16 protein-coding genes are annotated in these 14223 nt (G+C 64.5%); 15 read left to right on the forward strand and 1 reads right to left on the reverse strand.

What is annotated here, in order from left to right:
- The 5 genes from lpxB to LZC95_22035 all read left to right on the forward strand — a co-directional run bounded on the left by lpxB (position 1) and on the right by LZC95_22035 (position 5215).
- Positions 1-1158 carry a lipid-A-disaccharide synthase gene (gene lpxB / locus LZC95_22015; protein WXA99483.1) on the forward strand — a complete coding sequence of 386 codons (1158 nt, stop codon included), beginning with the start codon at positions 1-3 and terminating at the stop codon, positions 1156-1158.
- A complete protein-coding gene (locus LZC95_22020) occupies positions 1155-2678 on the forward strand; it encodes a glycosyltransferase family 39 protein (GenBank protein WXB00208.1) in 1524 nt (507 codons plus the stop codon). Before lpxB ends, LZC95_22020 begins: the two co-directional genes overlap by 4 nt.
- A gap of 5 nt (positions 2679-2683) precedes the next feature.
- Positions 2684-3373 (forward strand): hypothetical protein, encoded by a 690-nt coding sequence (locus LZC95_22025; protein ID WXA99484.1) that lies wholly within the window; start codon positions 2684-2686, stop codon positions 3371-3373.
- A gap of 45 nt (positions 3374-3418) precedes the next feature.
- Positions 3419-4663 (forward strand): hypothetical protein, encoded by a 1245-nt coding sequence (locus LZC95_22030; GenBank protein ID WXA99485.1) that lies wholly within the window; start codon positions 3419-3421, stop codon positions 4661-4663.
- A gap of 87 nt (positions 4664-4750) precedes the next feature.
- On the forward strand, positions 4751-5215 hold the full coding sequence (locus LZC95_22035) for a hypothetical protein (GenBank protein WXA99486.1): 465 nt from the start codon (positions 4751-4753) through the stop codon (positions 5213-5215).
- Positions 5216-5219: 4 nt separating this feature from the next.
- Here the strand turns inward: LZC95_22035 and LZC95_22040 are convergent, their stop codons facing one another.
- Positions 5220-5924, reverse strand: coding sequence for a hypothetical protein (locus tag LZC95_22040; GenBank protein ID WXA99487.1), 705 nt, complete (start codon positions 5922-5924; stop codon positions 5220-5222).
- 385 nt (positions 5925-6309) lie between these two features.
- Here LZC95_22040 and LZC95_22045 point away from each other — a divergent pair, with 385 nt between their 5' ends.
- The 10 genes from LZC95_22045 (at position 6310) to LZC95_22090 (ending at position 14215) form a co-directional block, all read left to right on the forward strand.
- Positions 6310-7749: a Hint domain-containing protein gene (locus LZC95_22045; protein WXA99488.1), complete on the forward strand. Its 1440-nt coding sequence runs from the start codon at positions 6310-6312 to the stop codon at positions 7747-7749.
- Entirely contained in the window at positions 7746-8012 is a 267-nt protein-coding gene (locus LZC95_22050) for a hypothetical protein (GenBank protein WXA99489.1), read from the forward strand. Before LZC95_22045 ends, LZC95_22050 begins: the two co-directional genes overlap by 4 nt.
- 21 nt (positions 8013-8033) lie before the next feature.
- Complete coding sequence (locus tag LZC95_22055) at positions 8034-8519, forward strand: hypothetical protein (protein WXA99490.1); 486 nt, start codon at positions 8034-8036, stop codon at positions 8517-8519.
- 35 nt (positions 8520-8554) lie between these two features.
- A complete protein-coding gene (locus tag LZC95_22060; protein ID WXA99491.1) occupies positions 8555-9904 on the forward strand; it encodes a hypothetical protein in 1350 nt (449 codons plus the stop codon).
- A 12-nt stretch (positions 9905-9916) separates the two neighbouring features.
- Entirely contained in the window at positions 9917-10384 is a 468-nt protein-coding gene (locus tag LZC95_22065) for a hypothetical protein (protein ID WXA99492.1), read from the forward strand.
- Between the two features lie 27 nt (positions 10385-10411).
- Positions 10412-11443, forward strand: coding sequence for a hypothetical protein (locus LZC95_22070; protein WXA99493.1), 1032 nt, complete (start codon positions 10412-10414; stop codon positions 11441-11443).
- Between the two features lie 20 nt (positions 11444-11463).
- The gene (locus LZC95_22075; protein WXA99494.1) at positions 11464-11766 is read left to right on the forward strand and encodes a hypothetical protein; all 303 of its coding nucleotides are present in this window, start codon (positions 11464-11466) and stop codon (positions 11764-11766) included.
- A gap of 339 nt (positions 11767-12105) precedes the next feature.
- Positions 12106-12291, forward strand: a complete 186-nt coding sequence (locus LZC95_22080) for a Flp family type IVb pilin (protein ID WXA99495.1) — start codon at positions 12106-12108, stop codon at positions 12289-12291.
- A gap of 113 nt (positions 12292-12404) precedes the next feature.
- The gene (locus LZC95_22085; GenBank protein ID WXA99496.1) at positions 12405-12854 is read left to right on the forward strand and encodes a hypothetical protein; all 450 of its coding nucleotides are present in this window, start codon (positions 12405-12407) and stop codon (positions 12852-12854) included.
- Positions 12855-12859: 5 nt separating this feature from the next.
- Positions 12860-14215, forward strand: a complete 1356-nt coding sequence (locus LZC95_22090; protein ID WXA99497.1) for a hypothetical protein — start codon at positions 12860-12862, stop codon at positions 14213-14215.
- Positions 14216-14223: the final 8 nt, after the last annotated feature.

Below are 14223 nucleotides of genomic sequence, written 5' to 3' on the forward strand. Positions count from 1 at the left end.
ATGAGCCGCCGCGACTCGCGCGGGGGGTTGCTCGTCGTCGCCGGAGAAGCTTCGGGAGATCGTGCGGCCGCGCGCGTGATGACCGAGCTCGCGGAGCTCGTTCCCGGTCGTGACCCGGGCGCGTTCGGCCTGGGCGGGCCGGCGCTGCAGGCTGCAGGCGTCAACCTGGTCGCCGATCTTCGGCACATCACCGCGCTGGGGATCTCCGAGGTGGCAGCACGCGCCGTGCCGATCGCGCTGGCGCATGCGCGCATCGTCAACGCGGCGCGCAAGCTCCGGCCGCGGGCAGCGTTCCTGGTGAACTACAGCGAGTTCAACACGTTGCTCGCCGGGCGGCTGCACGCGGCCGGGGTGCGCGTTCTCTGGTACATCGCCCCGCAGATCTGGGCCTGGCGTGCCTCGCGCGCGCAGACCTTGCGGCGCGCGATCGATCGCATGGCGGTCATCCTGCCCTTCGAGGAGGGGCTCTGGCAGCGGGCCGGCGTCGATGCGCATTACGTCGGCCACCCCGCGCGTGAGGCGCCGGCGATGGAACGCCGCATTGCGCGGGATGCCCTGGGGCTCACGCCGTACGCGTCGGCGGTGGCGATCCTGCCGGGCAGCCGGCCGCACGAGGTTCGAGCGCACTTGCAAATCATGCTCGAGGCGTACGAGCGCGTGCGCCGCGATCGGGCCAGTCTGGATGCGCGCGTGCTGCTCGCCGCCAGCCTGGATGCGCGCACGAAGTCCTACGCCGAGGCGGTGGCCGAGGCCTTCCGCGTGCCGATTTTTTCCGTGGATGCCTATGCAGGCGCCACGCCCGTTCTCGGAGCCTTCGACGCGGCGCTTTCCGCATCCGGCACGGCCGCCCTGGAGGCCGCACTCGCGCGGGCCGTGCCCGTGGTGGTGTACCGCACGGGCCTGGTGACCGAATTGGTGGCCCGCACCTGCCTCACCACGAAGCGCATTTCCCTCCCGAATATCTTGCTCGGCCGCACCGCCTTCACCGAGCTCTTGCAGCGCGAGGCCGATGTTCCGCGCGTGGCCAAGGCGCTCGTCGCCACCCTGAACAGCCGTCGCGAGCTTCTGAAAGCCTGCGACGAGGTGGAAGCGATTTTGGGCCTGCCGCGCTCGCCCTCGAAGGAAGTGGCTGGCATGCTCGCGCCTTGGCTCTCGTGAAAAAAGACTCGTTCATCTACAACACGCGCTTCGCCCTTTTCGCCTTTTCCCTCTTGCTGCTCGGCGCGCGGCTTTACGCCGCGAAGACCATCGGCTTCGGCGATAGCGAGGCGCTCTATGCCTCGTACGCGCTGCACCCTGCGCCGGCGTACCTCGATCATCCGGGCCTGGTGGGGCTTTTTGCGCGGGCCATTGGAAGCGGCACGGTGCCAACGCCTCTCGCGGCGCATTTCGTGACGGCGCTGATGGCCACGCTCTTTCCTTGGATCGTGTACGCCGCCGCACGAACGATGGGCGCCTCGCAGGACGGCGGGTTCGCCGCGGCGTTGGCTGTGGCGGTCGCGCCCGAGATTGGCGTGGGGCTTTTCGCCATGACGCCGGATCTCTTGCTGGCGTTGGCGTGGGTCTTTGCGCTTGGCCTTGCAGCGCGCGGGCTCACGGAGAAGCCGTCGAGCAGCGTCGCCGCCGCGTCGTTCGTGGCCTCGGGGCTTCTCGCCGGCGTTGGGGCGACGGCCAAGGTGAGCGGGCTGTTGCTGCTCGCTGCATTGGTGTGGACCTACGCCTCGCGCGATGCGCGCAGCCACGCGAGAACGATCTGGCCTTGGGCGGGGCTCGCCATCGGCACGATTGCCTTCGTTCCCGTGGTGCTCTTCGAGGCGCGCACCGGATGGCCGATGTTGCATCATCGCTTCGTCGATACGCAGGCCGGCTCCGGGCCGTCGCTTCTCAATGTGGGCAAGGTGCTGGGCGGGCAGCTGTTGTACGTCTCGCCGCTGCTCGCGGTGCTGGCGGTGGTCGCGGCCATCGATTTGTTCCGCCACCGCAACGACGACGTTCTCGCGGGCATGCTCTTTCGCAGCGCCGCCCTGCCCTTCGTGATCCTGCTGCCACTCTGCCTCTGGAGTCGCGTGGCCGAGCCGCATTGGCTGGCGCCACCGCTTCTCGCGCTGCCGTTGCATTTTGCGCGGCGCTTCGAGACGGCGGCCGAGGATGGCTCGCTCTTTCGGGCGCGCCCGCGTTTCACGCTGGCTGCGGTGTGGCTCGCGGCGATTCTCACGGCGACGGCGCACGCGTGGGTGCTCGTTCCGGGCTTCACGCGCATGTTGCCCGCCGCGCTGAAGGCCGATCCGAAGTACGACATTTCGAACGAGCTTTACGGCTGGAACGATGCCTTGATTTCGATTCGCGATACGGTAACCGAGCAGGCCGGGCGCGGTGAGTTCGTCGTGCTGGGACCGCACTGGGTCGTCTGCGCGCAGATGCATGCGGGGCTCGGTGCGGACGTGCGCGTGGGGTGCGCGACGCCGATCCGCGACGACTTCGACACATGGGAGCCACGCGCGCGCTGGCAAACGGCGGACAAGGTTCTCTTCGTGACGGACAACCGCTTCGATGTCGATGTGCGCACGATCCTGCCGAACCACGTCATCGCACGGCGCTCGCGCGTCAGTGTGTTGCGCGATGGGCACATCGCGCGGACCTTCACCTTGACGCTCCTCGAATCGCGGGCACAGTCCTAACCGCCATGCACCGCAATCCGTCGCGTTTGTCGCGTTTCGCCGTCGTTGCCTCTCTGGCTCTGCTCGCGCCTCTTGCGACCGCCGCGCCTGCCCGCACGAGCGTGGTCGAAGAAGCCGGGGCGATCTCCATCGCCAAAGCACGCACGCTGCCGCTCGGCAGCAAGGTCACCGTGCATGGGTCGGTCTCGACCCCGTCGGGCGCCTTCGAATCGAGCTTCGGCGACAAGGGCTTCGGTTTGCAAGACGCCTCCGCCGGCATCTACGTGAGCTTCGCCACCAACGTGAACACGGCCCCGAACGACGTGGCCCGCGTCACGGGCATCCTCGCGGATCACTCGGGCTTGCTCGTCATCGTTCCATCCACGACCGACGACGTAAAAATCCGTTGCGATGGCCCAAAGATCCACGCCGAGCGCGTGCGCACCGCGGACGTGGGCGAGTCCAGCGAAGGGCGCATCGTTCGCGTGGCGGGCACCATCACCGATGGCCCCATCGACGATGCGCCGTACGGCTTCAAATTCAGCGTCAACGACGGCTCGGGCAAGGTCGTTATTTTCGTCAACGTGCAGACGGGCATCGCCATGAGCAGCTTGCACCTGGGTCAATCGGTGCGCATCACGGGCTTCAGCAGCCAATACGCGGATCACTACGAGATCGATCCTCGCAGCCCAGACGACATCACCGTACGGCCGTAGTTCGAAAAGGTGCATGGCGCGCCAAAAAAGTTTAAGAATGCGCCAATGCGTACTCTTCTTCTCTCGGCCCTGGCATTGGGCGCGTTCACTGCGATTGCATTTGCGGCCCCTGGTTGTTCCTCATCGAGCGACAACAACGGTGGCGCCGACGGTGGAAACGGGGAGGATGCTCCCAGCGCGAACCCGCCGAAGCTCGGCTTCACGCCGTCGAACTTGTCGCTCGGCAACATCGACGTCACGGGCCTCGGCGATTTCGTCGCCGACCGTGACTGCACGCTCCGCAGCGACGAGGACGAGAACCCCTGCTCCGAGGCAAACGTCACCAAGTTCACGTTGGTGACGCAAAACGGCGGCGGCCAAAAGGTCGGCGTGTACCTCGCGAAATCGTTCCGCATCAACGCCAACGTGACGGTGAAAACCACGGGCGAGTACCCGATTGCGCTGGTGGCGCTCGACAAGATCGAGATCCTGGGCCACCTCAGCGCCGCGGCGGTGGGGTACACGCAGGCTGCCGGCGGCGCCGCAAGCACGGCGACCAACGAGAACGGCGTAGGCCTCGGCGGCGGTGCAGCGGGCAAAGCCGACAGCAACGCCGGCGGCGGCGGATCCTTCTGCGGCGTTGGCGGCAAGGGCCCCGCGCAGGCAGGTCTCAACGGCGTGGCCGCCTCCGGAGGCCAGAAATACGGCAACGCGACGCTGACGCCTCTGGTCGGCGGCTCCTCGGGCGGCGCAGGCGCCATCGTTTCGGGCGGCGCGGGCGGCGGGGCCATTCAGCTGGTCGCGGCCAACTCGATTGCCATCGGCGCGAGCGGCACGATCAACGTGGGCGGCGGCGGCGGCGCCCGCAGCGGGGCGGACGACGACTCGAAGGATCAATCCTCGGGCGGTGGAAGCGGCGGGGCCATTTTGCTCGAGGCCGGGCAAGTCGATATTGCAGGCATCCTCGCAGCCAATGGCGGCGGCGGTGGCGGTGGCGGTACCGACGACGAAAACGACGGAGAGAACGGCACGACCCAACGTGCGGGCCAGGACGTCGCCGCCGCGAAGGGCGGCAAGTCCAAGACGGAGAACCACGGCGGCGACGGCAGCGCGGGTGTGTTCGTCAACGGCGCCGACGGCGTCGGCACCAGTGTGGCCAGCGCCAACGGCGGCGCCGGCGGTGGTGGCGGCGGCGCAGGCTGGATCCGCATCAACACGCGCACAGGGAGTGCGACGATCACGGGCGTGCTGTCGCCCACGCTGAGTACGACCGCAGCGGCGTGTGCGACCCAGGGGCCCCTCACGCCCTGATTCGAGCCAGGCAACAGGGAACGATTCCTCGGCAGGTCTCGTAAGACGTACCGCGTGTCATTGGGACACGGGAAACGAGACGAGACGATGCCGAGGATCGCAACTGTGGCGGGGATGATTGTCGGTGCATTCTGCATTTATTGCGGGCAGAGCGCGGTGAACGAATACGGGGGCGGCCACGATGGTGGCGCGAATGACGGTTCGTTCGTGAAGGAAGCGGCGGCCCAATCGGCCTGCTGCGCCCCGCCCGCGAGAACGGTTATCTTCGACCAGGAAATTCAGCTGACGAAACTGGCCGATAACGCGTCGTGCGTAACGCCCGAATGGGACATTGGCCCGTACCAGCGTGTGGTCGCCCAGTCCGATAGCTTTTACAGCGTGCACGTCGAGCAAAAGCACGGGGTGGCAGGCTATGCCTTCGACATCTACAGCTCGACGGAGAAGTCCATTCAGCTCGACCCCATGAATGGCACGACCCTGCGCTACCGCACCACGCAAAGCTCCGGCCCCTGCCCCAAGATGAAAATCACCGTCGTCGGCGCCGGCGGCTGAGCATTCAAGGGTCCGCCGCTTTCCAGGCGGCTGCTCCGCGCACGCGGCGGGCCAGAGGCCGGCGGACTGCCGGCTGGAAGCCGGCGCTCCATGAAGGGGGGTGCCATGGATTTGCGATTCGCGAATCGCGAATCGCGAATCCATGGCACCCCCTCGGGCTCGCCGTTGGCATTGGCGCTTTCAGTGCGCTCGAGGGGGGCCCGCCCCTGCGGGCGCGGAATGCCATGCGGCGCGGGGAGCGTGGGGGACGGGGGGAAGCATGGCATGAGCACCCGCTTTGGGGCGGGCAGCAGCGCGAAATGGGCCCAATGAGAGCATCGGAGAGCGCTGCCGGGTGGGGCAGCATCTCTTCCTCGTGAAGCTGCTCCTCGAGAATGGCCCATGTCCAATAAGCCTGCGACGTCATCGCGGCGAGGGCCACCGTCTCGATGTCGACGGTCTCGTTGTTCGACTTGCCAACGACGCCGGTGTAGCGCTGCTTCTTGGCATCGGGAGCGAACTCCAACAGGAACCTCCGCCCATTGTCCCACGTGGCGTCGAAGTTCTTCCCGGCGAGGCCGGGCCGATAGTCGCGGGGTGTGCCCTCTCGAAGGCCTCGGATGCGGCTTTCTGTGGTGCGCGATGGGAACAATGCACGGAGCACGTCGACGCACACGCATGCACGTTCCGGCGCGATCCATGCGATGCCGTCACGATCCGTAACGTCCAAACGGTCGTCCGTCCGTCATATTGGATATCCCAATTGCAATTGCGAAATTGCAATATTGATATCCACCGATGTAACGATTCAAAGACATCACGGGCCATTTCGGGACATGTCGAGCCCGTTGGAAGGGTCGATCCTGACCTGATCGCAGCGATCCGGTCCGTTAGGATCCAGCGAGAAGCAAACGTTTGCCACCCGTCCGGGAAGTCGAGCCGCTGAAGCGCTGACCGTGGTCGGGGTCAGGGACATGTTTTTGTTCATACAGCGCACATGTGGGACCGGATGAGTAGCCAAGTTCGAATATCGCTATTTCCAATCAACGAGCGTCCCGAAAACATGATTTCCCGATGCGAACCATTGGGCACCGACCTTGCTCTGGGACTTCTCTGTGAGAACCACGAGACCCCACGCACGGGCCCGGACGCTCTCTGCGCTGAAGTACACGCTCGTCTTCTTCGCCACGTTGGCGATGATCACGACGGGGTTCTTCCTTACGGAGACGAACGTCGTCGCATCGGCAAGCGCCGATGGCGACGAGTGTAGGTTAGTTGACAACGTTGTCGGCCCTACAAAACGGGCACATTGCACGAGCCCTGGAAACTGCTTCGTCGCGGGGACATTGGTCGCCACGCCCTCTGGAAACCGACCCATCGAGAGCCTCGAAGTCGGCGATGAAGTGCTCGCGCAAAACGAGAACGACGGCGTCGTCTCCGCGCGGCCGGTGGTGCGTACCTTCGTGCGGGGAGCCCCGTCGCTGGTCGACGTTCGCATCGTCAATGTCGATGGCGAACGCGAGCGCGTGCAATCCACGCCGGAACATCCCTATTACACTCTAGACCGGGGGTGGGTGCCTGCAGGTAATTTGGTACCAAATGAACCACTGCTCGATCGAAGCGGGCACGAGGTTCGGGTCACCAGGGTCGTACCGATCGCTCAACAGGCGATGGTTTACAACCTCGAGGTCGGCATCGACCACACGTACTTCGTCGGCCTCGCCTCGGTCCTCGTCCACAATCAGTGCCAGCTCGATGGGCCCTCCTGGTCCGATCCTGGAAAAGGCGGCAAGGGCGGAAAAGGCGGAAAAGGGGGCAAGGGCGGGAAAGACGGGAAAGACGGTAAGGGCGGCGGCAAGGACAGCGGCCCGGGCAGCAACGGTAAGAACAACGGGGGCAACAACAACGGCAAGAATCCCCCCGGCACCACCGATCGCGGAGATCCCGGCGGCGGCAAGCGCCCGCTCGTCGATTACGACAGCGACAGCGACAGCGATACCGCACCGCCTCCCTCCAAGAAGCCGAAGCCGGGAGGAGGTCCGTCGACGACGCCCTCCGGGTCGCCCACGCCGCCTCCACCTCCTCCGCCGTCGGCCAAACCCCCGCCGCCTCCTCCACCGCCGCCGCCCGCTCCGTCGGCGAAGCCGCCGCCGCCTCCACCGCCGCCGGCGTCCACCGCTCCACCGGCACCTCCTCCGCCGTCGGCCAAACCGCCGCCGCCTCCCCCGCCCGCAGGCCCCGCACCCGGCACGCCCGCATGGGGCAACAACAACTGGAACGCCGGTCCGGCCGGCAGCGGCAACAACAACTTCAACGGCCATTGGAACAAGCACAAAAACGAGTTCCCGCCTGGCACGACCGCAACCGACTATGCGAACGAGGCCTCACGCATCACACATGGCGGCCCCGGTATCCAGAGCAAGCCCCTCGCGGGCGGGAAGACGGCTTACTACGAGCCATCGACCAACTCCTTCGCGGTCGTTGCGGCCAATGGCAAGATTTCGACCCTCTTCAAGCCAGGCGCCGGCCAGGCCTATTACAACAAACAAAAATGAAGCACCCTTGCCCCTGCTGCGGAAATCTCACCCTCTCCGACGCGCCGCCCAACACGTTCGAAATCTGCCCGGTGTGCCATTGGGAAGACGACGGCGTGCAGTTCGAAGACCCCGACTTCGAGGGCGGTGCGAACGAGGTGTCCCTCCGCACGGCGCAGGCCAATTACGTGGAATTTGCCGCATCCGATCGTCGATTCGTCGATCAAGTACGCAAGCCGCACGCTGACGAAATCCCGAAGCAAACCAAACCAGGCCAAACCTGAACCGAACTGACAGGTGACACGATGAAAACCTTACGAACATTGGTCGCGGAGAAGCGCGGCGCGGTGGCCGTCGAGTTCGCACTCGCATTCATGCCACTGGCAATTACATTCTTCTCCTTTACCCAAGTTGGGTTTCTCTACACGGGGCACCTGGTGTTCAAACATGCGGCGCTCGCTGCGGGGCGTGCGGCCATCACCACCGTCGGGCCGTGCAATCCCGGCGAGGAAATGGACAAGCGCCGCGATCCGCAGGACGTCAAAGATGCCGCGCACGATGCACTCGGCGCCGGCGCATGGCAGAACAAGTTTGCCAACTTGGAGGCGGAAGCCTCGTACGGCGGTGGCGACCAATACGGCGACGTGCACACGAAAACGTCGGCGCGGTACAAGTGCTCGGTGCCACTCGGCAATCGCATCGTCTGCACCGGTGGGTACGTGAAGATGGAAGAGGACGTCGTGCTGCCGCATCAAGGCGCGCGCTACAACAACGCAGGAGGGTGCCAGTAACCATGACGACGACGCTCCCCCTCTCCTTTAGGCCAGTGAATCGGCCGAGTCTCGCTCGGGACGAGAACGGTGCGGTGATGGTGATGGGCCTCTTCATGGCCATCTCCCTCATCGGATCGCTCTGGTTCATCCTCGGCATCGGCGACGCCATCATCATCCGCGACAAGGCCATCGAGGCTTCGGACCACGCGGCCTTCTCGGCTGCCGCCGTGCACGCGCGCGGGATGAACTTCGTCGCGGCGCTGAACCTCATCATGTTCGCGCTCGCGGTCATCTACGTGGTGCTCTGCATCGTGGCCGACGTGCTCATCGCCGTCGGCGCCCTCGGCGGAATGGCCTACTGGGGCATCATCAAGACGTGCTTGCCCATCCCGGTGCCCACCATCCTGATTCCCGGTGTCGCCGGCGTCGCAAGCACGGTGTGCAACACGGGGCACAGCATCGCGAAGATCGCGGAGAAGTACTCCGACATCCTCCAAAAGATCTTCATGGGCATCGGCGCGCTGGAAGACGTCATCCAGGTGGGCATGCCCATCGCCGCCGAAGCCGCCGCCGTCAACGTGGTGAGCAAGTACAAGCCGTACAACGGCATGATGCTCAGCGCCTCGCTCATCCCCTGCGTCAGCAAGGCCGAGGGAACGATGATCGGCCTGCCGCTGCAGAAGATCGAGGACTCCTTCCTCTGCGAAAAAGCGTTCAACGAGGTGGAGGCCAAGATCAACGAGTTCGTACCGCCGCCTGCCGCGCAGTTCCTGAGCTTCGTCATCAATCTGATCCAAGGTTACGTCGTCAACACGCCCTCCGAGGACACCGCCATCGGCATCGGCTGCGGCGACTGGGAAGACACGCACGTCCACGTGGTGAGCGACGGCGCCGGCAATGGCACGGACGTCATGCAAATGTGGGGCTTGGTCATCGGCGGCACCAAGGACGAGGAGAAAGGCCGCGCCGAGCGTCGCGTGAGCATGTCCAAGAACAAGGGACACAGCACGGAGCAGGAGCTGCCCAAGCAGAAGATCTACTACTCACAAGCCGAGTACTACTTCGACTGCACCAAGGACTGGAGCGACAAGGAGTGCTTCGACGACGACCTGATGAACGCGTCGTTCTCGATGCAGTGGCGGGCGCGCCTGCGCCGTGTGTACGCGCCTTCGTTCGGCAATCAGGCCATCGGGCTCCTTTCCAGCTTTGCCCTCTCGGGCGGCAACCCCATGGACTTCATGGCCGCGAAGATGAGCGAGAACCCTGCGGCGCAGAAGATGGCCGACTCGATCGACAAGGTTCGAAACGGCGCCATGTCTGGCCCCATGACCGGCACCGGCTTCGGCCAAGGCGCCGACAGTGCGATGAACTTCCTCACCGGCGGCGACAAGCCGATTCACTGAGAGGCCAGCGCCATGAGAAAGAGAACGACGAAACACGCAAACGAACGGGGCGCCGCGCTGGTGGAAGCGCTCATCGTGATGCCCTTCATGGTGACCTTTTTGGGCATGATGATCTGGTTTCACAACATCTACAAAGTGAAGCAGGACGTCATGCTGCAGGCGCGCGGGCAGATGCTCTCGTATGCCTCTCACTCGTGCGGCGGCTCCCCGCCGCCAGCGGACGGCAGCGCCAATGGCCTTTACGGCGATGCGCAGAAGGCCCGGAGCGCAAGCGGCGGCGTCAACAGCGCACTGAGCCTCGCCTTCAACGTGCAATCGAAGCATGCGGAGGGCAAAGCCTCCGGCAAATACCGCACGACCGCGGGCTGGAACAAAACGCTGAACCACGACTCGTATTCGATGTGCAACGAGCGCCGTCTCGACGGCGGGTTGCTCGACCTGATTCCGTTCGGGATCGGTTTGGCCAAAGGCATGTTTTAGGGCCCCCACCAGAAAGCGAGACATCGCATGTTCATCGTATCCATGTTGGCCTGGGCCAAACGAAACAAGCAGGGTTCGAAGTTGAAGTCGTTCGCCCGACTGGGCGTGTACGTGGCCGCCTTGAGCGGCGTCGCCTTCGCCTTCGCCGCGCACAACGCGCATGCCGGCGTCGCCGAGACGGCCTTGAACTTCGGCCGCGACATGATGCCGCTCAAGGATTACCTCCAGGAGCCGACGGCGCTCACGTTGAATGGCCAGAACATGGTTCTCGCCACGGGCATCAGCGACAAGAAGGCGCACGAGATCCTCGATACGTACGAGTCGTACTGCCGCACGTCGAAGGATGCGTTCGGGCAGGAATGGTCGAAGCTGGTCGATCAGGATGCGAACGTGAAGAAGCAGGTGGCCTCGAAGTTCAGCGGCTCCTTCGACATGGGCGTCTACCGCACGGAGAAGACGACCGGCGAGGGCGTGGTCCTCTGCTTCATGCGCGGCGCCGAGTCGCAGAAGACGCTCATCGAGGGGCTGCAGTCCTTCGAGCAGACGCACGATCTCGGCTCGCTGGGCAAGCTGCGCTACGCGTACGTGACCACCACGAAGGGCGGCCACACGATGGTCTTCACCGCGTGGACCGACGACCATTTCCGGCTCGATGCGTTCATGCCCCAGGAGAAAGACGGGGCCATGCAAGACAGCGCGGGCTCGGATCCGGCGGGCATTCCGCGTCCGCCCCACGCCTACCGGCTCCTGGCCGCGGAGCTCCGAAACTCGCCCTTCGGTGCGCACGTGTACCGGAGCGCCTCCACGCCGGAGCAAGTGCGCGAGCACTACGATCACGAAATGATGAAGGACGGCTACGCGCCCCTCGGGTGGGCCAATGACATGTACGACGCCAAGGCGATGAACCGCATGTACCTCAAAGGCGGCGTGCAGATCGCGCTGTCCACGAAGCCAGACGGCGACGGCTCCATCGTCTCCATCGGCGAAGTCGGCGCCGCGCCCAATGCGACCGCCGAACTCGAGTCCTCGCCGCTCAACCTCACCGGCGCGCGCAAGTGAGAACGAAACCAGGAGCAGCCATGAACAAGTTCTTGACCGGCACCATCGCGGCCCTCTCCCTCTTTCTTCTCTTTGCGAGCCAGCCCCGCACCGCCAACGGCGATCAGGCGGGCGCCTCGGGCAAGGCCCACGCGGAGTGCCGTCTGCGCTGCACGGCGGTGTTCAACGAGTACGCCACGGCGTGCGGCACCGGCACCTGCAAAGAGAAGTGCGCCGGCGCGAAGTCGAAAGAGGACGGCTGCAAGTCCTGCGTGGAGAGCTGCATCGCTCCGAAGAAGCAGGAGGTCATGGACTGCATGAAGAAGTGCCCTCCCCCGAAGTAGGCGACTCACCTACTTCGCCCTCCCCGGTGCCCTTGCGCTTTCGCGGGAGGTAGGTCACAAGGAAGGCTGGCAGAGCCCGGCTCACGGACGTGAGTCCGGGATGCCGCCTTTTGTGGAGAGTGAGAATGACCCGAGACGAACTATCGGTGGGGTGGATGAACGAGGCACCAGCCATAGGATCCATCGCGATCCGGCTCGCGCAACGTTCTCCTGCCATCGAAATTCTCGGTAAATCTCACGTCTGTGGTGCGGGCTCGACCACAATTTTCGCTGTTATATGAGAAGTTCCGTTGGCACGACGTGTGTAAAGAAATAGCTCAGTACGAAGAGGAGACGGCGATGCGGATCGACAAAGGGCAGCTCTCGAAGTTTCGAAGGAACCGTTTGGGGGCAATCGCAGTGGAATACGCACTCCTCGTGACGTTCGTCGCGGTGCCGACGGTCATCGGCCTCACGACGGGCGGCGTGAAAATGCTCAAGGATTACCGCGCTGGCCGCGAGGCCATGCTGAAACCGACGCCGTAGCACCCGGCGGGCTCGAAGCCCGCCGAAACATCGATGGGATGGGGAGCGAGGATGCTCGTTTGGAGGGCAGGATGAGTTGCGTCAAAAGGTTGGCGAAAGACAAAAAAGGTGCCGTGGCTGTAGAGTTCTTAATCGGCTTCATGCCGATGGCCACCGCCTTCCTTTGCTTCACGCAGGTCGGGTGGATCTACACCGCCCATCTCGTGTTCAAGCACGCCGCCTTCGCCGCCGCGCGCGCGGCCATCGTGACCGTCGAGCCTTGCAACCCCGGCAAGGACATGGACAAGCGCCGCCCCGACGATCCGAAGAACGCGTTCACCGCGGCCCTCGGCGGCGGCGCTTGGCAGCACACGTTCTCCTCGCCCAACGTGACCCCCACGTACAACGGCGGCGAGAAGTTCGGTGACGTGAAGACGGAGGTCACGGCGAAGTACAAGTGCAACGTGCCCATGGGCAAGCGCCTCGTTTGCTCGGGCTTCGGCTTCGTCAACATGAAGGAAACGATCACGCTGCCCCACCAGGGCGCGGCTTACGACAACGCCACGGGATGCGGGGAACAGTGATGGAAATGCACACCCGGAAGAATCTCGCGCAGGACCAGAACGGCGCGGTGATGATCATCGGCCTTTTCATGGCCATCTCGCTCATCGGCTCCCTGTGGTTCATCCTCGGAATCGGCGACGCCATCGTGCTGCGCGACAAGGCCGTCGAGGCCTCGGACCATGCAGCCTTCTCGGCGGCGACGGTGCATGCGCGCGGCATGAATTACATCTCCGCGCTGAACCTCATCATGTTTGCGCTGGCCAGCATCTACGTGCTGCTCGCCACCTTGGCGGACATCTGCATCGGCGTGGGCATCCTCAGCTTGGGCTGGGGAACGTGGATTGGCAGCACCTGCATCGGCTGGCCCATTCCGCCGCCCGTCGCAAAGATCGGCGAGCAGGCCTGCAAGATCGGCCATCAGATCGCCAAGATCGCCACGACCTACAACAAGGCGCTCAAGGGCGTGTTCAAGGCCATGGGCTTCCTCGAGGACGCCGTCCAATTGGGCTTTCCCGTGGTGGCCGAGGCGAGCGCCGTCAACTTGATTCAGAATTACCAGACGACGAGCGGCAATCTGCAAGGTGCGGTGATTTCGCCATCGATCGTTCCCATCAAGAGCATCAACAAGAGCGACAAGCCCATCGGACTGCCCGTGCAGCGCGAGGAGAACAAGTACCTCTGCGAGCGCACGTTCACCAAGGTGAAGGGCGTCATCAAGCAGTACGTGCCGCCGCCCGTCAACACCGTGGCAGGCTGGGGCCTCGACCTGATTGGCTCGTACTTGAGCATCCGCTCCCCCGATGATCCCGACGCCGTGTTCGGCATTGGCTACGACGGCGCGCCGTGGACGGACAAGGACATCCACATCGTCAATCCCGACTCCGCGGTGAAGAACGGCAGCGACTACTTCCAAATGTGGGGTCTGGTCGTCAACGTCGAGGACAAGGAAGTCGGCCGCGCAGAGCAGCGGGTGAGCATGTCCAAGAACAAGGGGCATAGCGTCGATTCGCAAAAGGCGGACAAGAAGATTTACTTCTCGCAGGCCGAGTACTTCTTCGACTGCACCAAGGTGTGGAGCGACAAGGAGTGCTACGACGGCGACGACAAGAACGCGTCGTTCTCGATGAACTGGAGGGCACGCCTTCGCCTGACGCACCCGCCGTCGTTCGGCAATCAGTTCATCGGCGCGGCCACGGGCATCCTCATGTCGGGCAGCTTGACCGGCTTCGCGGGTGGTCTCGCGGGCAGCACCGGGGCCGGGTCGTCGATTTCGAGTGGCCTCGGCAGCGTGGCGAGCAATCCCTTCTTCACGCGAACGGGCGCAGGCAATGCCGCTGCAGATGCTCAGAACTTCTTGAACGGCGACAGGCCGATCCACTGAGGAGAGTC

This window comes from Sorangiineae bacterium MSr12523 (assembly GCA_037157775.1).
Taxonomy (GTDB): Bacteria; Myxococcota_A; Polyangia; order Polyangiales; family Polyangiaceae; genus Pendulispora; species Pendulispora brunnea.